Genomic DNA, 18,899 nt, shown 5'->3' on the forward strand with positions numbered 1-18,899 from the left:
CGTCTGCGATGGCTCGAGCCGTCGCATCGAGGGTGACGACGGTCTGCCTGATCAGGTAACCGTTGCTTTTCTGGCCCAGCACCGCGGAATCCCTCGTGTTGTCGGACATTCCGCGCATCTCGAAGAGGAGGGTCGAAATGCCATACTCCACCGCGATGCCGTTACGGCTGATGGTTTCGGCATTTCCACCGACGTAGCGGCCCAGGTGGCCCCAACCGGTGGAGTCGACGGCGTCGAACACTACGGAGCCGAGGCGCTTCGATCCTTCGAGCACAGCCGGGTCGACGTTGGGGGTGGTGGGGTAGAGAACCGAGCCCGACACCAGTTCCCCGTCCCTTTCGCTCTGCGTGCCCTGGTGATGGAGATCGATCATGTAGTCGATGTCGTAGGCACTCATCACGTTGCCATGGAGCGCCCGCGTTTCCGGTTCGATCTTGTTCACGTGATCACGGTTGAGGTCCACGTTGTTCGCGTTGGTCCGTGTCAGAGTCCTGCCGCCGTCCGCGATGTAGCCGTCCAGCGGGAAGTCGACGTCTCCCATGGCACCGTCGGGGTTGAGCATGGGCACCACCAGGATGTTCACGCCGTCGAGCACTTCCTGGGATTTTCCCGTCCCGAGATGCTTGATGAACTCGAGTGCACCCTCCGTGGTCAACTGCTCGTTGCCGTGCTGCTGCGTCAGGTAGAGGATGGTCGGATTGTCCGGGTCGCTGATGTACTTCGCGAGGTAGAGGTCGCGGCCCTTGACCGACTGCCCGATCACTTCGAGCTCAAGTGCCGACTGGCGGGCATCCTGCTTTTCCAGCTCGGCGACAACCTCGTCATAGGAGCGCAGGATCGAGGTATTGATGGTCTCGTTGCCGCCGTAGTTGGGGCCCTCGCCCACAGCGAAGGCCGGGGCGGCGGCGGTCGCTCCTGTTGTCAGAAGGACGGCCAGCGAGAGTGCAGCGAATTTTTCGGATGACTTCAAGTTGTTCCTCCAAAGATGTGGATGAGATGCACCGAGTCAAGCGCTACTTGTTGGTTGTGTCAAGCAACCGAACGAGCGCCGCAGTGGGGACGTCCGCTTCGACGGGAATCATCACCAGCAAGGTCCGACCAGCCGGCATGCCGAGCTCGTGCCGTCAGTCCCCGGGACCGTCATGGTCAGGAAAGAGTCTCGCGGCGTCGCGCATCGCACGCCGCGCGCGCTTGCGGTCACCGGCGGCGTCATAGGCACAGGAGAGCCGGAACCAGCTGCGCCAGTTGCCGGGCGCGCTTTCGGCCTCAGCCTGGTACTGCGGAAAACGCTCGTCCGCTGCCGCCCGGACGATGCGGCCGGCCGGCGTCCGCGGAAGATCATCGACCGGCAGCCCGCCCTCCTGCTCGAGGATGCGCGCCATCCTCTGGGTCTGCGCACCGAACACGAGTTCACGCACGAGCGCCCAGGCACCGATCAACGGCAGGAGCAGGTAGCCGAGCCCGATGGCCTTCGCTATCGGATTGGGGTCCGTCAGGAGCAGGACGCTGCGCTGGAAGGACACGGCGAGCCAGAACACCAGCAGCAGGGTCACCAGCACGACGCCGATCTTCACGCGGTTCCTGCTGACCGCGCCGATCAACTCCTTCACTTCAGGAGCCCGCGAGCTGGAGGTCGAGGTAGCCGTCGAGTCCCACGGTGAGCCCGGGATGGGAGCCCACGCCGCGGATCCCCAGGAGGACCCCCGGCATGAAGGATGCCCGGTCGAAGGAATCATGACGGATGGTCAGCTGCTCCCCCGGGCTGCCGAGAAGTACTTCCTGGTGCGCCATCAGTCCCCGGAGCCGTACTGAGTGGACCCGCACGCCGTCCACGTCGGCGCCCCGCGCACCTTCCGGATCGGAGGCGGTGGCATCAGGGCTCCGGGGCACTCCCGCAGCGCTGCGGGCCCGGCTGACCAGCTGCGCTGTGCGGGCAGCGGTGCCCGACGGCGCATCCACCTTGTCGGGGTGGTGGAGTTCGACGATCTCCACCGATTCGAAATACCGTGCGGCGCTCGCCGCGAAAGCTGTGGCGAGGACGGAGCCGAGGGCGAAGTTGGGGGCGATCAGGACCCCGGTGGCCCGGTTCTCCCCCAGAAGCTCCCCGAGGTCGGCGAGACGCTCGTTCGTCCACCCGGTGGTCCCCACGACCGCGTGGATTCCGTGTTCGACGGCGAAGGCGACGTTGCGGTACGTCGCGTCCGGGACGGTGAGGTCGACCACCACCCGAGCCCCTGCGGAGACGAGGGTGTCGAGGGGGTCACCGCTGCCGAGCGCGGCGACGAGCGTCAGTCCGTCGGCGGCTTCAACGGCCCGGACGGCCTCGGAACCCATGCGGCCTCCGGCGCCCAGTACTGCTACGGGTATCTCCTGGTTCATGGATCCAACACTACTGTTCCGTTCCGGCCCCGACCCATTCCACGGTGCCGTCGGAGAAGAACTGTTCCTTCCAGATGGGGACCCGCTCCTTGACGGTGTCCACCAGGTCGGAGCATGCGGTGAAGGCTTCACCCCGGTGGCCGGCGGCGACGGCGGCAACGAGCGCGTTGTCGCCGATCCCGAGCGGCCCGATCCGGTGCGCGACCCAGATCCGCACGCCGTCGTGCTGGGCCGCGATCTCCTCCGCGACTTCCCGGATGATCCGCTCGGCACTCGGGTGCGCGGAATAGCTCAGCGAGGTGACACCCTTTCCGCCGTCATGGTCGCGGACGACGCCGCTGAAGCCCACCACCGCGCCGCACGCAGCCGAGTCGACGGCGGCCAGGGCGGCATCGGAGCCGATGGGACGGTCCGACACCGCCGCGTGTACTACTTCACCCATGGTCATTGGTTCCTTCGAGTTGCGAGCAGATGTGGCCGATCAGGGGCGAAAGGACGGCCAGGCCGTCGCGGACTCCGCCGGGCGAGCCTGGGAGGTTGAGGACGAAGGTGTGGCCCGCGGTCCCGGCGAGCCCGCGGCTCAGCACCGAGGTCGGCACCTGCTGTCCGCCCGCACGCCGTAGGGCCTCCATGATGCCCGGCAGCTGGCGCGTGAGGTAGGGGGCCGTCTGCTCGGGGGTGGCGTCGTCGGGACTGAGCCCGGTGCCACCGCTGGTGAGGAGCACGGCCGGACCGCCCTCGAGGAGCCGGCCGATCGCCCGGCCCACCGGAGCACCGTCGGGCACCACCACCGCCTCCTGGACAGCGAAGCCGTGCTCGAGGAGCCAGGCCGCGATCAACGGCGCGCACTCGTCCTCGTAGGTACCCGCGGCGGCCCGGGTGGACGCGATGACCACTGCCGCGTTCCGAAGGGGAGTCATATGCTCCAGTCTCCGCTCTTTCCACCGGATTTGGCCAACACCCGGATGTCGGTGATCACGGCGGTGTGGTCCACGGCCTTGATCATGTCGTACAGCGTGAGTGCGGCGACGGAAGCCGCCGTCAGCGCTTCCATCTCCACGCCGGTCACGGCCGTCGTGGCCACCACGGCGGTGACCAGCACTGACCCGGCGTCAGACTTTCCGGTCCCGAAGTCCACCGTGACGCGGCTGATAGGCAGGGGGTGGCACAGGGGTATGAGCGACGACGTCTGCTTGGCGGCCAGAATGCCGGCCACGCGGGCGACGGCGAGGGCATCGCCCTTCGGCAGCGCGCCGTCGGTGATCATCGCGACGACGTCGGGCCTGGTCCGCAGGATCGCCTGCGCGCGCGCTTCGCGCTTGGTGACGGCCTTGCCCGAGACATCGACCATGTGGGCGGTGCCGTCCTTCCGGACGTGGGACAGCGCCGGCGCCTGGTTTTCGCTCAGCGGGTTCTCGGTCAGCGGGCCTTCGTTCAGCGGGTTCTCCCTCAACGGGTCTTCGTTCGGCGGGATGTCAGCCGTCACTGCTTCTCCTTCGGGCGGGGTGTGGACGATGCAACCGGAACGCCCGGCCCTGCTGCCGGATCGATGAGCCAGACGGTGACGGCATCCCCTGCCGCAGCGCCGGCCTGCCCCACCGGCACATGGACCAGTGCGTTGGACCCGGCCAGGGCATGCAGTAGATGTGATGCGGGTCCTCCCACCAGCGACACCTTGCCGTCGGAGTAGGATCCGCGGCGCACCTGGTGTTTTCCTTCGGGCGACTCCAGGGCGGACGCCAGGCGCGCCTGCAGCACGACGCGGGGAGCCGGGGAGCCGGTGAGCCGGGTCAGTGCCGGACGCAGGAACATCTCGAAGGAGATGAGCGCGCTCACCGGGTTCCCGGGGAATCCGAGGAAGGGGACGTCGCCGACACTCCCGATGGCCTGTGGCCCGCCCGGCTGCATGGCGACGGAGTGGAACTCGACGCTGCTGCCCGCGAGCGCCTGCTTCACTACTTCATATGCTCCCTGGCTGATTCCGCCCGTGCTCAGGATGAGGTTGATGCCCTCGGCCTCCAGGCCTTCCAGCGCATTGCGCAGCAGGCCCGGATCGTCGCCCATCACGCGGTGGCGGACGACGGCGGCACCGGCCTCCTGCAGCGCCGCCTCGAGGAGCGTGGTGTTGGCGTCGTAGATCCGGCCGGGCCCAAGGACGGTTCCCGGTTCCGCCACCTCGTCGCCGGTGGACAGGAGCAGGACGGTGAAGCGCCGACGGACCGGAACGACGCCGACACCGCAGGCAGCGAGCAGGCCGAGTTGCGGTGCGGAGAGCAGGGTTCCCGCGGGGAGGGCGAGGCTGCCTTCGGCGATGTCGCTCCCGCGTGCCCGGATGAAGCTTCCGGACGCGGTTCCCGGGGGAAGCTCGACCGAGAGGTCCCTTCCGGCGTCGTAGTCGGCAGCTGAGGGGAATCGGGAAGGGACGGCCTTCTCGATCGGCACCACGGCGCCCGTGCCGCGCGGGATCATGGCTCCGGTCATGATGGGTGCCGCCGTTCCGGTTTCAAGTGCCGGCGGCTCGATTCCGGCGGGAACGGGTGCTGCGACGCGCAGCCGGAGCCGGGCGCCGCCGAGATCCGCAGTGTGGACCGCGTAGCCATCCATCTGGGAATTGTCGAAGGGAGGAAGGCTGACCGGAGCGGGGACGTCTGCGGCGAGAACCCGCAGCCGCGCGTCGGCCAGGGCGAGGTCCTCGGAAGCTGCGGCATAGCTGCTGCACCGGAGCAGTGCTTCGACCGCCTGCTGGTGCTCGGCGACGCTCCTGATCATCTCTGGCCTTTCACGGGGACGGTGCGGGGTGGGAACACTGACGCCTGCAGGACCACCTCCCGATGATGCTACCCGGCTTCCGTCACCCAGAGGGTTACCGAGGAAAGGCCCTCCGACCCGTTCGGGGCCGGCGCAAGGATTTTTTCGGACTGTACCTCGCCGAAGCTGAATCGCGCGATCGCCCGGTCCTTCACCGCAGGCGGGACGACGTCGATCACCGCCGATCCCACGGCGCTTCCTTACCGCGCCACAGGTACAAGCGCCAGCACAACCGCCATCGGCGGGCTCAGATTCGCGGAAACCCAGCATGGACGATAATTGGGAAATAGGGCAAGCACTACCGGAAGGCGTAACCTCATCAGTATGGGAATCCAACTTGGCATGCCGGCGCTTCCGCCTGCTTCGGCTGGAGCCGGCCTGATGGACACCTACGGGCGGCAAGCCACCGACATGCGGCTTTCCCTCACCGACAAATGCAACCTGCGCTGCACGTACTGCATGCCCGCGGAGGGGCTCAACTGGTTGCAGAAGGACCAGGTGCTGTCGCGCGCTGAGATCGTCCGGCTGGTTCGGATCGGCGTCGACCTGCTCGGCATCCGGGAACTCCGTCTCACCGGCGGAGAACCCCTCGTCCGCGCGGACCTCCTCGACATCATCCGCGACATCCGTGCCAACCACTCCGAACTGCCCATCTCGATGACCACGAACGCGCTGGGACTCGACCGCAGGGCTGCGGCGCTCAAGGACGCCGGCCTGACGCGCATCAACGTCTCGATGGATTCACTGCACCCCGACACGTTCGCCCAGCTGACGCGCAGGCCCTTCCTGGACCGGGTGCTGAAAGGCATCGAGGCAGCAGCGGACGCCGGCCTGGGGCTCGTCAAGATCAACGCCGTCCTGATGCGGGGCATCAACGATTCCGAAGCACCGGACCTCGTCGAATGGGCCGTGTCGCGGGGCTTCGAGCTCCGCTTCATCGAGCAGATGCCACTGGACGCGGACCACGGATGGACCCGTGACGGCATGGTCACCGCCGCGGAGATGCGAGAGCTCGTCGAAACGCAGTTCGTGCTGAGTCCTGACCCGCGCAACCGCGACGGCGCCCCCGCCGAGCGGTGGGAGGTCCGCCGGAGGTCGGCCCCCGACGTCGTCGTCGGCACCGTGGGTATCATCGCCTCGGTGACCGAACCGTTCTGCGCGGACTGCCGGCGGACCCGGGTGACCGCTGAGGGCAAGATCATGAGCTGCCTGTTCTCCCGCGAGGAGACCGATCTCCGGGACCTGCTCCGGACAGGCGCCGACGACGCCGCAGTGGCGCGCCGCTGGCAGGAGGCCATGTGGGCCAAGCCCAGGGCCCACGGGATGGACCACACCGGACTGGGGGCTGCGGACTTCGTGCAGCCCGACCGCTCCATGAGCGCGATCGGCGGCTGAATGCTGGTCCGGTATTTCGGCGCGGCCCAGGCCGCCGCCGGCACTGCAGAGGAACACCTCGATTGTGACGGGGCCACCCTCGACGACGTCGTTGCCGTCCTCCAGCAGAAGTACGGCGCCGCACCGGCCGCCATGGGCAAGGTCCTCGCCCGCAGCAGCTTCCTCCTCAACGAAGTGGCCCTTCGCGACCGGGCGCGCCCCCTCGCATCCTCCGATGTGCTGGACATCCTGCCGCCCTTCGCCGGAGGCTGATGCAGGCTGCCTGACGGGGCGCTGAAACGCGTCGGCGGTGCACGGCACCGAGCGGCCCAGAACCACCGGCACAGCAAGCCAGTGGTACAGCAGACCGGCACGCGAGACGCCAGGAAGGCGCCTGCACTCGCAGCCGGGAGGCTCGGCACCACTTAAGCGGCGAAGTCGGCTTCCTGATCGAACGGTCCGACCACCACTGTGGTCCGCGGCGCCGCAGCGAGCTCGGTCGCGAGGTCCTGAACTTCCTGAGCCGTGACCGCCCGAATACGTGCCAGCGACTCGTCGACGTCGAAGAACTCGCCCGAAACGAGTTCGGATCTCCCTAGGCGGGACATCCTTGAGCTGCTGTCCTCCAGCGCCATGACCAGGCCACCGGACAGCTGCCCCACGGCCTTCCGCAGCTCCTCGTCCGTGATTCCCCCGGACGCCAACCGGTCCAGCTCGGCACCCAGGAGTTCGATCACCTGGCCCGTCTTCGCGGGCGAGCACCCCGCGTACATCGCGAAGTACCCCGCGTCGGCGTAGGACGCCGAGAAGGAATAGGTGGAGTAGACGAGTCCCCGCTTCTCCCGGACCTCCTGGAAGAGCCGCGACGACATCCCGCCGCCCAGCACGGCGTTCAGCACGCTCATCACGAAGCGCCGCTCGTCGGTCGCCACCAGGGACGGACACCCGATGAGGATGTTCGCCTGCTCGACGGCCCGGCGGATTACATGAACCCCGGCCTCGCCGTCGACCACAACCGGCTCGGCGGACCGGCGCGGCACGGGAAGGGCGCCCTCGGCGAGCTCCCAGCCCGCGCCCTCGAGAGCTTCCTGCACGAGGGTGCAGACGACGTCGTGGTCAAGACCGCCCGCCGCCGTCACCACGAGCTCACCGGGCTGGTAATAGCGCCGATAGTGCGCCAGCACCGATTCCCTCGGCACATCCCGGATGGCCTGCGGAGTACCGCCGATCGGGCGTCCGAGCGGGTGGTTTCCGAGGACGGCCTCCACGAACTGCTCGTGGGCGACGTCCGCGGGATCATCGCTGTCCATGGCGATCTCCTCGAGAATGACATCGCGCTCCTGCTCGAGCTCCTCCGGGTCGAGGACGGCGGAGGTCACCATGTCGGCGATGACGTCGATGGCCATGGGGAGGTCCGAGTCGAGGACCCTCGCGTAGTAGCAGGTGTTCTCCTTCGCCGTCGCCGCATTCGACTCGCCGCCCACCTCGTCGAAGGCCGAGGCGATCTCCATGGCCGTCCGCTTCGTGGTGCCCTTGAACAGGAGATGCTCAAGGAAGTGGGTGGAACCGTGTTCACCATCGGCCTCGTCCCGCGACCCAACTCCCACCCAGAAGCCGATGGTCGCCGAGCGCTGGCCGGGCATCGCTTCGGTGAGCACGCGGACGCCGCCCGGCAGCACCGACCTGCGGACCACCGCGCCCCCGGGCTCACCGGAGATGAAGGTGGGGTCAGCGCCGCCATCAAGGCGGGACGTGGGGACAAGTGGCAGTGGAACGACAGACAGGGTCATCCGGGTCCTTCGGTTCAGTGGGAAGTGGCTAAGGCTGGTGCGGCAAAGCCCAACGGCTCCGCAGGGAACTCGGAAGTTCCCGGCGAAGCCGTTGGGACAGGAATGCTGGGAGAGCTAGCTGACCGCGTCCTCGGCGGCGACCTCCGGCAGTTCGATGCCGGCGTCTTCCGTTGGCTCGTCAGCGACGACCGGCGAGAGGGAAAGCTTTCCGCGGTCGTCGATCTTCGTGATCTCGACCTGGACCTTCTGGCCGACGGACACCACCTCGTCGACGTTGTCGACGCGCTTGCCTCCGGACAGCTTCCGCAGCTCGGAGATGTGCAGCAGGCCGTCCTTGCCCGGCGTCAGCGACACGAACGCACCGAACGTGGTGGTCTTGACGACGGTGCCGAGGTAGCGCTCACCGATTTCGGGAACCTGGGGGTTCGCGATGGCGTTGACCGCAGCGCGCGCGGCCTCGGCGGAGGAACCATCGGTGGCACCGATGAGCACGGTTCCGTCGTCCTCGATCGAGATGTCCGCGCCCGTGTCTTCCTGGATCTGGTTGATCATCTTGCCCTTGGGGCCGATGACCTCGCCGATCTTGTCAACGGGGATCTTGACCGAAATGATCCGCGGAGCGAACTCCGACAGTTCGTCCGGCGTGTCGATCGCGGCCTCGAGGACGCCCAGGATGTGCAGGCGCGCTTCGCGGGCCTGCTTCAGGGCCGCTGCGAGCACCGAGGCGGGAATCCCGTCGAGCTTGGTGTCGAGCTGGATCGCCGTCACGAACTCCGACGTACCGGCGACCTTGAAGTCCATGTCGCCGAAAGCGTCTTCGGCGCCCAGGATGTCGGTCAGTGCCGCGTAGCGGGTCTGACCGTCGACCTCGTCGGACACGAGGCCCATTGCGATACCGGCAACGAGCGCCCTCAGGGGCACGCCGGCGTTGAGGAGCGACAGCGTGGAGGCGCAGACCGAACCCATCGACGTCGAGCCGTTGGAGCTCAGCGCCTCGGACACCTGGCGGATCGCGTAGGGGAATTCCTCGCGGCTCGGCAGCACCGGCATGAGTGCGCGCTCGGCGAGGGCACCGTGACCGATTTCGCGGCGCTTGGGTGAACCCACACGGCCGGTTTCCCCGGTGGAGTACGGCGGGAAGTTGTAGTTGTGCATGTACCGCTTGCGCGTGACGGGCGACAGCGAATCGATCTGCTGTTCCATCTTCAGCATGTTAAGCGTGGTGACGCCCAGGATCTGCGTCTCGCCGCGCTCGAAGATCGCCGAACCGTGAACGCGGGGCAGCACCTCGACCTCGGCGGTGAGCTTGCGGATGTCGGAGAGTCCGCGCCCGTCGATCCGGACCTGGTCCTTCAGGATGCGCTGGCGCACCACTGCCTTCGTCAGCGATCGGAACGCTGCCGAAATCTCCTTCTCGCGGCCTTCGAACTGTCCGGCGAGTGAGCCTGCCACCTCGTCCTTGAGAGCGTCGGACGCGTCGTTGCGCTCCTGCTTGTCCGCGATCTGGAAGACCTGCGCGAGCTTGTCGGAGCCGGCGGCCTCGACAGCCGCGTAGACGTCGTCCTGGTAGTCGAGGAAGACGGGGAACTCGACGGTGGGCTTCGCGGCCCGGCCGGCGAGGTCGGCCTGCGCTTCGCACAGTGCCCGGATGAAGGGCTTGGCCGCTTCGAGGCCGTCGGCGACGATCTCCTCGGTGGGAGCCGTGGCACCGTTTTCCTTGATGAGGTTCCAGGAGTTGTCGGTGGCCTCGGCCTCGACCATCATGATGGCGACATCGTCACCGGTCACGCGACCCGCGACCACCATGTCGAACACGGAGTTCTCGAGCTCGGAGTGCTTCGGGAAAGCGATCCACTGGTCGTTGCCGCTGCCGTCGGACACGAGGGCAACGCGGACGCCGCCGATCGGGCCGGAGAACGGCAGGCCGGACAGCTGGGTGGACATCGACGCGGCGTTGATCGCAACGACGTCGTACCGCACGTCGGGGTTGATGGCGAGCACCGTGACGACGATCTGCACCTCGTTGCGCAGGCCCTTCACGAAGGCCGGGCGCAGCGGGCGGTCCATCAGGCGGCAGGCCAGGATGGCCTCGGTCGAGGGACGGCCTTCGCGGCGGAAGAACGAACCCGGGATGCGGCCCGCCGCGTACATGCGCTCTTCGACGTCGACTGTCAGCGGGAAGAAGTCGAAGCCCTCACGGGGGTGCTTGCCTGCCGTGGTGGCGGACAGCAGTGCCGTGTCCTCGTCGATGTAGACCATCGCGGCGCCTGCTGCCTGCTGTGCGAGGCGGCCGGTCTCGAAGCGGACTGTGCGTGTGCCGAACCGGCCGTTGTCGATAACGGCCTCAGCAAATTGAATTTCGGGACCCTCCATGGAAGAGTCACCTCCGTTTCCTGTTGGGATGCAAACGGCACCGATGGCAGATCCCTCGTGGACCTGTTCAGCACCCGGTCTTCGATCGAGATCCACGGGGCGAGCCTGCTGCTGTGCCCTGCCCGGGGATCACTACCGAGGACCGCGAATGCGAAGCGCCGGTTGCCTCTGGTGTTTTGTTGTTTTTCTTGCTCCGCCGGCCCGCAGGCCGGAAGAAAAATGGAAGGCGGCTCCCTCTCCTTTCGGAGAAGGTGCCGCCTTACGATTCTGCTAGCGACGCAGGCCGAGGCGCTCGAGGAGCGTACGGTAGCGGCTGATGTCGGTGTCCCGCAGGTAGTCCAGCAGGCGACGGCGGCGTCCCACGAGAAGCAGCAGGCCACGACGCGTGTGGTGGTCGTGCTTATGCATCTTCAGGTGTTCGGTCAGGTCGAGGATGCGGCGGGAGAGCATCGCGATCTGCACCTCGGGGGAACCGGTGTCCCCTTCGGAGGTTGCATACTGCTTGATGATTTCCTGCTTGATAGCGGCGTCAAGGGCCACGAGTAACTCCTAGAGTTGTACCGTGAACAAGTAAGTGTCTTTCGACACGGAAAGATCCAGCCACCACGGACTGCAGCCGGATCCTCGGACAACGTTACCTGCTGGCCGGTTGATCTGTCGAAAGCAGGTCCCGCGCCCGGGCGACGTCGAGCTTCATCTGCGTGATCAATCCCTCGGGGCCGGTGTAGGTGATCTGTCCGCGGAGCCGCTCCACGAACTCGATGATGACGCGCTGGCCGTACAGGTCGAAGTCCTGGACCTGCTCCGGAGGGCGGTTGATGACGTGAGCTTCGACCTGGCGGGTGACGCCGTCGAAGGTGGGGTTCGATCCGACCGAGATCGCGGCCGGCCATCGAGTCCTCGAGGCGTCGGTCAACCAGCCTGCATAGATGCCGTCGGCCGGGATGTAGCCCTGGGCGCCGGGCTCGAGGTTGGCGGTAGGGTACCCGAGGTCCCTTCCCCGAGCTGCTCCATGCACCACTTCACCGCGCATCCGGTGACGACGCCCGAGAATCCGGGCCGCCGTCGCGACATCACCGTTCTCCAGGGCCTCGCGGACCCAGGTCGAGGAGCAGCGGCGGTCGCCGTCGTCGTCGGTGGCGTCCACGGGAAAGCTGGCGCCGAAATCGTCGATCGCCAGGACCTCGAACCCCAGCTTCTCGCCCAGGTCGCGCATGGTGTCGAGGTCGCCGCTGTTTCCGCGGCCGAAGCGGACGTCATGGCCCACGACCACGGCCTTGGCACCGAGGGTCCGAACGAAGACCTCCTCGACGAATTGATCCGGGGTGTTGGCGGCCAGATCCAGGGTGTAGTGCATCATCAGGACACCATCGATCCCGGCCTCGGCCAGCGTTTCCACGCGGTCCTCAAGCCCCATGATGAGTTCGGCTGCGGTCTCGGGTCGATGGACCTGGGCGGGGTGCGGATCGAACGAGACGACGACGGCGGCTGCGTTCCGCTCCCGAGCCGCTGCAACGAGCTGCTGGAGGACCCGCTGATGGCCGCGGTGGACGCCGTCGAAGTTGCCGAGGGTGAGCACTGACGGACCGAATCCCTCCGGCACGCTTGCCAGGTCTCTCCAATAGAACACGCATCTCCTTCAGGGCTGTGGACTGTGCTTGCTGCCGGTATGTCGGGCACGACAGTTCGTCGTGCGTGGCGCCCTGTCCATTATGGCCGACGGCGGACGGGGCGGACGCATTTACGGGCCGCGGTGCGCGTGCGGCAGCGCGTGCGTCAGCCCGGCACCCGACGGTGTGCTGCCGCCCGGGTCAGCTGCGGGCGTCGTAGTCCCTGCGCATCTGGCTGGTCTTGGCGATGTACTTGTGCCACACCAGCAGCGCCGCCGGGAACGCAAGCTCGATGACCATGAGGATGATCATCAGATAATGGGGGGTGCCGGAGAACGCCCATGAGAGCACCCGCCCGATTCCGCCGACGAAAACCATGAGGCATACCAGCCACAGCATGTTGGCCCATTCGAATTTGATCGCGATGGTCACGAAGGCCGCTCCGACGCCCACCATCATGGCGGAGAAGAAACGGAACTGGTTCTCCAGCGTGGGATTGACCGGTTGCCCCTCGGTGTCCGGCAGCCCGGCCGTTCCCAGGATGAGGTAGTAGGCCCCGAAACCGGCGAGGACAAGTCCGACCAGGACAACGACGGTCCGGAAGACGTTCCAGTCGTTGTCTCCCGATCCTTTCTTCGAGGCCTTTTTGGCGGTCTTCCTGCCGGCATCAGGCTGGGTGGTCGGCTTCTTGCCGGGATCGCTGCCGGGGACATCACCGCGGCCGTTGCCAGGAATATCGTCTGAGGTTCCGCCTGAAGTGCCCGCCTGGCGGCTCGGCTGCTGTGGCGGCGTGGAAGAGTTCTCGGGATCGGGACTGACGGCCGGCATGGTGATTCTCCAGGGTTCGGTGCGGGAAGTTGCTTCTTTCGTCATACTCTCACGGGCCATACCGGGCTCAAAGCAAAAACTAACCCTTGCCGGGCCTGTTCCGGTACAGCCAGGCGAGCCCGAGAAGCGGCAGGACGAGCGGGATGTAGGCGTAGCCGCTGCCGAATCCGGACCACATGGTCTCATTAGGGAAAGCCCCGGCATCGAAGACACCGATCACGCCGACGACGACGACGCCCACGAGTTCGACGGTCACCGCCGCGACCGATACCCGGTACCACTTCCGCCCCGCCCGCGCGAGTGAGACGGTCGCCAGCACGTAGACCGCCGCGGCGAACGCCGTCAGCGAATAGGCAAGCGGGGCCTCGTCGAACTTGGTCAGGATCTGGAACGCTGCGCGGGCCGTGGCTGACAACGCAAACACCCCGTACACAGCGATCAGCAGACGGCCCGGCCCAGTTGAGCGGCGGTCCTTCACCGGGACCGCGGCTGCTTTCGAGTACCCCTGGGTCTTCCGTCTCACAGCCCGGCCACCCCGTCCCATATCTGCTCCATCCGGACGAGCATGACGAAAATGGTCGGCCCCACCGCCCCGAGGACGAGGTTGCTCCACCTGCTGCGTTCGAGGATGGCCCACCAGAACGCACCCACCGGCACGATCAGGGCGGTCAGCAGGTATCCCCAGAACTCCCAGGCTTCTCCCATCACCGGTTCCCCTCCGAGCTGTCGAACTGCCGCGCTTCCGCCATAGGCCACCAGCAGGAGTTCCACCGCGGCGACCGAAAGAATGGTGATGTCGTTGGGAGGCTGCCGCAGAAGCGCGGCACCGATGCACAGCACTGCTGACAGCAGGCACACGACTGCTCCGGCAAGGAGGAATGGGTCCACCCCTAGTTCCCCCCGCCGGGCGCGAACACCAGGAGCGCGCGGGCGTCGTCGGGCCGGTTCTCGAGGAGAGCAACCAGCGTTCCATCGGGGGCGAAGGCAGCGACCGGCTTCGTCCCTGGTCCTGGCTCGATCCTGCGGCCGTGGGAGATATCGGTGGCCTCACCGGATGAAAGTTCTCGGGCCGGAAAGAGGGCGCGGGCGGCGTCGTCGAGCTTCAGGAGCCGCAGGTCCTGGGCCAGCTCTTCGAGGGTGGCGGCCTGGTCCAGCCCGTAGGGCCCCACCCGGGTCCGCCGGAGGGCAGTCAGATGCCCGCCCACTCCGAGGTCGGCACCGAGGTCACGCGCAAGGGCCCGGATATAGGTGCCCGAACTGCACTCGACTGTCACATCGATGTCCTGGTGCTTTCCGGAGTTGACGCGGCGGATGTCGTGAATGTCGAAACGGGAGATGGTCACCGGGCGGGCTGCCAGCTGGATGTCCTCGCCCGAGCGCACTCGCGTGTAGGCGCGCTGGCCTCGAACCTTGATCGCGCTGACGCTGCTCGGAACCTGCTCGATCTCGCCGGTCAGGGCCGCGACCCCGGCACGGATGTCCGCCGGTTCCACCGCCGCCGCGATACTGCCTCCGATCACTTCACCCTCGGCGTCGTCGGTCAGTGTCGACTGGCCGAGCCGGATCGTGGCGTCGTAGGTCTTGGACGTGCCGACGATGTAGGTGAGGAGCCGGGTTGCCCGGTTGATGCCGAGCACCAGGACGCCGGTGGCCATCGGGTCGAGAGTTCCGGCATGGCCCACTTTGCGGGTGCCGGCGAGGCGTCGCATGCGTCCGACGACGTCGTGACTCGTCCAGCCTTGAGGCTTGTCCACGATTATCAGCCCGGAGTGGATTCGCCCGTCAGTCACGCTCCCCAGTATATGGGCCGTGCCGTGGTCGACACAGCGGGCGGGGTAGCGGCGGTCGGCTCCCGGCGTCGACCCGGTGCCGGGTTGGTTCAGTACTGACCGCTCTGCGGACGCTATCATTCGCTTATGATTCCCGCAGCGCGCCACGTCCTCAGCGTGCCCGTCAACCAGATCCGTGAGATCACCCAGGCGGCCTGGGCCCGCCCTGGCTCAATCGTGTTGAGCATCGGAGAACCGGGCTTTCCCGTGGCACGCCACATCCTCGAGGCCTCCATGGCCGCCCTGGACCGCGACGACACGAACTACACGCCCAATGCGGGCCTTGCTCCGCTACGGGATGCCTTCGCCGCCCGTTTCCGCGACTCCAACGCGGTGGATGTGGATCCCTCACGGGTGTACGTGACCGCCGGGGCACAGCAGGGCCTGCACCTCGCCCTGAGTACTCTCCTCGATCCCGGCGACGAGGTCCTCGTCCCGGATCCCGGATACCCGACGTATCCCATGACGGTTGCCCTGCTGCATGCAGTTCCTGTCCCGTACCCGCTCCGCCCCGAGCACAGCTTCCAGCCACGGATCGATGACCTCGAGGCATTGATCACCGACCGCACGAAGGTACTCATCCTCAATTCGCCGTCGAACCCGCTCGGAGCCGTCTTCAGCTCCGAGCTAACGCGGGAACTCGTCCGGCTCGCACACCGCAGGAACCTCTGGGTGATCTCCGACGAGTGCTATGAGGCCTTCACCTATGACGTACCCCACGTCAGCCCCGCGCGCTTCGACGCCGGAGGACCAGAAGCACTTCCGGAAGCGACGCAGCACCGGGTGTTCACCACACTGACCCTCTCGAAGACCTACGGACTGACCGGCCTTCGCGTCGGTGCCCTGGTGACCCCGCCGGGCCTGGAGACCCTGCTGAACAATGTCATGGAGGCGAGCGTCTCGTGCGTTTCGGGGCCCTCGCAGTATGCCGCGCTGGCCGCCCTGACGGGCCCGCAGGATTACATCGCGGCGAGCCTCGAGCACTACCGGACCAACCGCGACGCCGCGACGCGGGTCCTGCGGCGGCTGAACATCCCCTTCCTCAATGCCGAGGGGGCCTTCTACCTCTGGGCTGACCTGTCCCACGCGGCGCGCGGCGATGTCCGCCGGTGGGTGGGCGCGTTCCTCGAGGAACAGGGCGTGGCGCTCGCTCCGGGAACGGCGTTCGGGTCGATCGGCGAGGACTGGGTGCGGATCGCGCTGTGCGGGGACACCGGCGAACTCGAAACAGGCCTCTCGCGGCTTCCCGCACGCCGCCCCGGTAACGAATCCGCGTAGGCGATCCAGCCTCATGGGTTCAAGGGAGAAGAAAAGGCAGCCGACGGATCGGCTGCCTTTCACCAACTCCCGCGACGTGCGTTAGCGGGCGTCGTCGTTGTCTTCGGAGGTGCGGTACGGATCAGCATCCCCTGCGAAGTCGGCTCCCTGCGCGATCGCTGCAACTTCGGCATCGCGTTCGCGGGCCTTCTGCAGCAGCTCCTCGAGGTGGCTTGCGTTCACCGGCACCTCGTCGGGCACGAACTCGAGAGTGGGGGTCAGGCGGGCTGTGATGTTCCGGCCCACCTCGGCCCGAAGCACTCCCCGCGCCGACTCAAGGGCCATCCGGGTGGCCTGCTGCTCTTCCGGATCACCGAGCACCGTGTAGTACAGGGTGGCATGCTGGAGGTCGTTGGTGACCCGTGAGTCGGTGATGGTCACTGCCTCGAGCCGTGGATCCTTGACCCTCCGGCGAAGGGCTTCGGCAACTATGACCTTGATGCGTTGCGCCAGGCGTGCGGCGCGGGCCGGATCTGCCATAACTGTTCCTCCTGTTAGAGCTGGGAAATGAATGAACCTGCACGGAACCGTGGAGGGGTAAGAGACGAGGCGGGCGCCCCGGGAATCCGGAGCGCCCGCCTTCACTTCCCTGCTATGCGCGTGGCTTCTCGCGCATTTCGAAGGTTTCGATCGTGTCGCCTTCCTTGACGTCGTTGAACGAGCCAAGGCCAATACCGCACTCGAAGTCCGTGCGGACCTCGGTGGCGTCGTCCTTGAACCGCTTCAGCGAGTCGACGGTCAAACCTTCGCCGATCACCTTGCCGCCACGCGTGACACGTGCCTTCGTGTTGCGGCGGATGATGCCCGAGCGCACGATCGACCCGGCGATGTTGCCGAACTTCGAGGAACGGAACACCTCGCGGACCTCTGCGGTGCCCAACTGGACTTCCTCGTACTCGGGCTTGAGCATTCCCTTGAGGGCGAGCTCGATGTCATCGATGGCTCCATAGATGACGGAGTAGAACCGCATGTCCACGCCTTCGCGCTCAGCGAGGTCGGCCACGCGTTCGGCCGGCTTGACGTTGAACCCGATGATGATCGCGTTGTCGACCGTTGCCAGGTTGACGTCGTTCTGCGTGATCGCACCGACACCGCGGTGGATCACACGGAGCTGGACACCCTCGCCGACGTCGATCTTGAGCAGCGAGTCCTCGAGTGCCTCGACGGCACCGGACACGTCACCCTTGAGGATGAGGTTGAGGGTATCGACCTTGCCCGCTGCCACTGCCTGGTCGAAGTCCTCGAGACTGATGCGCTTGCGGCGCTTCGCCAGGGCAGCGTTGCGGTCGGCCGCTTCACGCTTTCCGGCGATCTGGCGTCCCGTGCGCTCGTCGTCGGTGACGAAGAACGTGTCACCGGCGCGGGGTACGTTCGACAGACCCAGCACCTGCACCGGACGCGACGGCCCGGCCTCGGTGATGACGTCGCCGTTCTCGTCGAACATGGCTCGGACACGGCCGTGTGCCGTGCCGGCCACGATCGTGTCGCCGACCTTCAGCGTTCCCGACTGGACCAGGACCGTCGCAACCGCTCCGCGGCCCTTGTCGAGGTTCGCCTCGATCGCGATACCGCGTGCGTCCTTGTTCGGATTGGCACGCATATCGAGAGCCGCATCGGCGGTCAGCAGGACGGCTTCGAGGAGCTCGTCGATGCCTTCGCCCTTCAACGCCGAGACGTGGACGAACATGGTGTCGCCACCATATTCCTCGGGAACCAGACCGTACTCGGTGAGCTGGCCCTTGACCTTGTCGGGGTTGGCGCCTTCCTTATCGATCTTGTTGACGGCCACCACGATCGGGACGTTCGCCGCCTGGGCGTGGTTCAGTGCCTCGACGGTCTGGGGCATGACGCCGTCGTCCGCTGCGACAACGAGCACCGCGATGTCGGTGACCTTAGCTCCACGGGCACGCATGGCGGTGAAGGCCTCGTGACCAGGGGTATCGATGAAGGTGATGGCGCGATCCGCATCCTCATGGGTGTGCTGGATCTGGTAGGCACCGATGTGCTGCGTGATGCCGCCGTGCTCACCCTCCACGACCTTGGTGTTGCGGACGGCGTCGAGCAGTCGCGTCTTACCGTGGTCGACGTGGCCCATGACGGTCACGACCGGAGGACGTGCCTCGAGCTGCTCGTCACCTTCCGCCTCGAGCTCGGCATCGAAGTCGATGTCGAAGCTGCTGAGCAGCTCGCGCTCTTCGTCCTCGGGGGAAACGACCTGGATCTTGTAGCCCAGTTCGGTTCCGAGGACGTCGAACGTGTCCTCGTCGAGGGACTGCGTGGCAGTCGCCATCTCGCCGAGGTGGAAGAGCACCGTGACCAGTGCTGCCGGGTTCGCCTCGATCTTGTCGGCGAAATCGGTGATCGACGAACCGCGCCTCAGCCGGACGATGGCATTGCCGTCGCCACGGGGTACGCTGACGCCGCCCAGCGACGGAGCTGACATCTGCTCGAGTTCCTGACGCTTCGCGCGCTTCGACTTCCGCTGCTTGCCGCGACCTGCGCCGCCCTTGCCGAATGCTCCGGCGGTGCCGCCGCGTCCGCGGCCGCCCTTGCCGAAGCCGCCGCCGGCCGGAGCCCCGCTGGGGCTTGCC

At 66.8% G+C, this 18,899-nt stretch carries 21 protein-coding genes; 3 read left to right on the forward strand and 18 right to left on the reverse strand.

Going from position 1 to position 18,899, the window contains the following annotated elements; translation table 11 throughout:
• From Y705_RS0100090 to Y705_RS21605, 8 genes are all read right to left on the reverse strand, one after another.
• Nucleotides 1–970, reverse strand: a 970-nt coding sequence (locus Y705_RS0100090; RefSeq protein ID WP_026531391.1) for a M14 family zinc carboxypeptidase, incomplete at its 3' end; no start/stop codon positions are given.
• A gap of 154 nt (nt 971–1,124) precedes the next feature.
• A complete protein-coding gene (locus Y705_RS0100095) occupies nt 1,125–1,610 on the reverse strand; it encodes a hypothetical protein (RefSeq protein ID WP_026531392.1) in 486 nt (161 codons plus the stop codon).
• Nucleotide 1,611: 1 nt separating this feature from the next.
• The gene (gene dapB / locus Y705_RS0100100) at nt 1,612–2,379 is read right to left on the reverse strand and encodes a 4-hydroxy-tetrahydrodipicolinate reductase (RefSeq protein ID WP_026531393.1); all 768 of its coding nucleotides are present in this window, start codon (nt 2,377–2,379) and stop codon (nt 1,612–1,614) included.
• Between the two features lie 10 nt (nt 2,380–2,389).
• A complete protein-coding gene (locus Y705_RS0100105) occupies nt 2,390–2,827 on the reverse strand; it encodes a molybdenum cofactor biosynthesis protein MoaE (protein ID WP_026531394.1) in 438 nt (145 codons plus the stop codon).
• The gene (locus Y705_RS0100110) at nt 2,814–3,299 is read right to left on the reverse strand and encodes a MogA/MoaB family molybdenum cofactor biosynthesis protein (RefSeq protein ID WP_026531395.1); all 486 of its coding nucleotides are present in this window, start codon (nt 3,297–3,299) and stop codon (nt 2,814–2,816) included. Before Y705_RS0100110 ends, Y705_RS0100105 begins: the two co-directional genes overlap by 14 nt.
• The gene (gene moaC, locus Y705_RS0100115; RefSeq protein ID WP_026531396.1) at nt 3,296–3,787 is read right to left on the reverse strand and encodes a cyclic pyranopterin monophosphate synthase MoaC; all 492 of its coding nucleotides are present in this window, start codon (nt 3,785–3,787) and stop codon (nt 3,296–3,298) included. Before moaC ends, Y705_RS0100110 begins: the two co-directional genes overlap by 4 nt.
• A gap of 74 nt (nt 3,788–3,861) precedes the next feature.
• Complete coding sequence (locus tag Y705_RS0100120; RefSeq protein ID WP_081737644.1) at nt 3,862–5,148, reverse strand: molybdopterin molybdotransferase MoeA; 1,287 nt, start codon at nt 5,146–5,148, stop codon at nt 3,862–3,864.
• Between the two features lie 68 nt (nt 5,149–5,216).
• Nucleotides 5,217–5,378, reverse strand: coding sequence for a hypothetical protein (locus Y705_RS21605; protein WP_155849816.1), 162 nt, complete (start codon nt 5,376–5,378; stop codon nt 5,217–5,219).
• A gap of 133 nt (nt 5,379–5,511) precedes the next feature.
• Here Y705_RS21605 and moaA point away from each other — a divergent pair, with 133 nt between their 5' ends.
• A complete protein-coding gene (gene moaA, locus Y705_RS0100130) occupies nt 5,512–6,582 on the forward strand; it encodes a GTP 3',8-cyclase MoaA (RefSeq protein ID WP_026531398.1) in 1,071 nt (356 codons plus the stop codon).
• A complete protein-coding gene (locus tag Y705_RS0100135) occupies nt 6,583–6,834 on the forward strand; it encodes a MoaD/ThiS family protein (RefSeq protein WP_026531399.1) in 252 nt (83 codons plus the stop codon).
• Nucleotides 6,835–6,986: 152 nt separating this feature from the next.
• Here the strand turns inward: Y705_RS0100135 and Y705_RS0100140 are convergent, their stop codons facing one another.
• The 8 genes from Y705_RS0100140 to truB form a co-directional block, all read right to left on the reverse strand.
• Nucleotides 6,987–8,345 (reverse strand): M16 family metallopeptidase, encoded by a 1,359-nt coding sequence (locus Y705_RS0100140; RefSeq protein WP_026531400.1) that lies wholly within the window; start codon nt 8,343–8,345, stop codon nt 6,987–6,989.
• Nucleotides 8,346–8,465: 120 nt separating this feature from the next.
• Nucleotides 8,466–10,724, reverse strand: coding sequence for a polyribonucleotide nucleotidyltransferase (locus tag Y705_RS0100145; RefSeq protein WP_026531401.1), 2,259 nt, complete (start codon nt 10,722–10,724; stop codon nt 8,466–8,468).
• Nucleotides 10,725–10,994: 270 nt separating this feature from the next.
• Complete coding sequence (gene rpsO / locus Y705_RS0100150; RefSeq protein WP_026531402.1) at nt 10,995–11,264, reverse strand: 30S ribosomal protein S15; 270 nt, start codon at nt 11,262–11,264, stop codon at nt 10,995–10,997.
• Between the two features lie 94 nt (nt 11,265–11,358).
• Complete coding sequence (locus Y705_RS0100155) at nt 11,359–12,354, reverse strand: bifunctional riboflavin kinase/FAD synthetase (protein ID WP_026531403.1); 996 nt, start codon at nt 12,352–12,354, stop codon at nt 11,359–11,361.
• Between the two features lie 181 nt (nt 12,355–12,535).
• Entirely contained in the window at nt 12,536–13,207 is a 672-nt protein-coding gene (locus Y705_RS16160) for a DUF4345 domain-containing protein (protein WP_216698679.1), read from the reverse strand.
• A 34-nt stretch (nt 13,208–13,241) separates the two neighbouring features.
• The gene (locus Y705_RS16165) at nt 13,242–13,685 is read right to left on the reverse strand and encodes a hypothetical protein (RefSeq protein ID WP_049822015.1); all 444 of its coding nucleotides are present in this window, start codon (nt 13,683–13,685) and stop codon (nt 13,242–13,244) included.
• Nucleotides 13,682–14,050: a hypothetical protein gene (locus Y705_RS16170; RefSeq protein WP_049822013.1), complete on the reverse strand. Its 369-nt coding sequence runs from the start codon at nt 14,048–14,050 to the stop codon at nt 13,682–13,684. Before Y705_RS16170 ends, Y705_RS16165 begins: the two co-directional genes overlap by 4 nt.
• Nucleotides 14,051–14,052: 2 nt before the next feature.
• The gene (gene truB, locus Y705_RS0100175) at nt 14,053–14,937 is read right to left on the reverse strand and encodes a tRNA pseudouridine(55) synthase TruB (protein ID WP_026531404.1); all 885 of its coding nucleotides are present in this window, start codon (nt 14,935–14,937) and stop codon (nt 14,053–14,055) included.
• Nucleotides 14,938–15,078: 141 nt separating this feature from the next.
• On the opposite strand from truB, the gene Y705_RS0100180 reads away from it, so the two are divergent.
• Nucleotides 15,079–16,269 carry a pyridoxal phosphate-dependent aminotransferase gene (locus Y705_RS0100180; RefSeq protein ID WP_026531405.1) on the forward strand — a complete coding sequence of 397 codons (1,191 nt, stop codon included), beginning with the start codon at nt 15,079–15,081 and terminating at the stop codon, nt 16,267–16,269.
• Between the two features lie 81 nt (nt 16,270–16,350).
• Here Y705_RS0100180 and rbfA read toward each other — a convergent pair whose 3' ends face one another.
• Entirely contained in the window at nt 16,351–16,788 is a 438-nt protein-coding gene (gene rbfA / locus Y705_RS0100185; RefSeq protein WP_026531406.1) for a 30S ribosome-binding factor RbfA, read from the reverse strand.
• 112 nt (nt 16,789–16,900) lie between these two features.
• The coding region (gene infB, locus Y705_RS0100190; RefSeq protein WP_026531407.1) for a translation initiation factor IF-2 at nt 16,901–18,899 on the reverse strand (1,999 nt) is incomplete at its 5' end.

This window comes from Arthrobacter sp. H41, assembly GCF_000520535.1.
Lineage (GTDB): Bacteria > Actinomycetota > Actinomycetes > Actinomycetales > Micrococcaceae > Arthrobacter_D.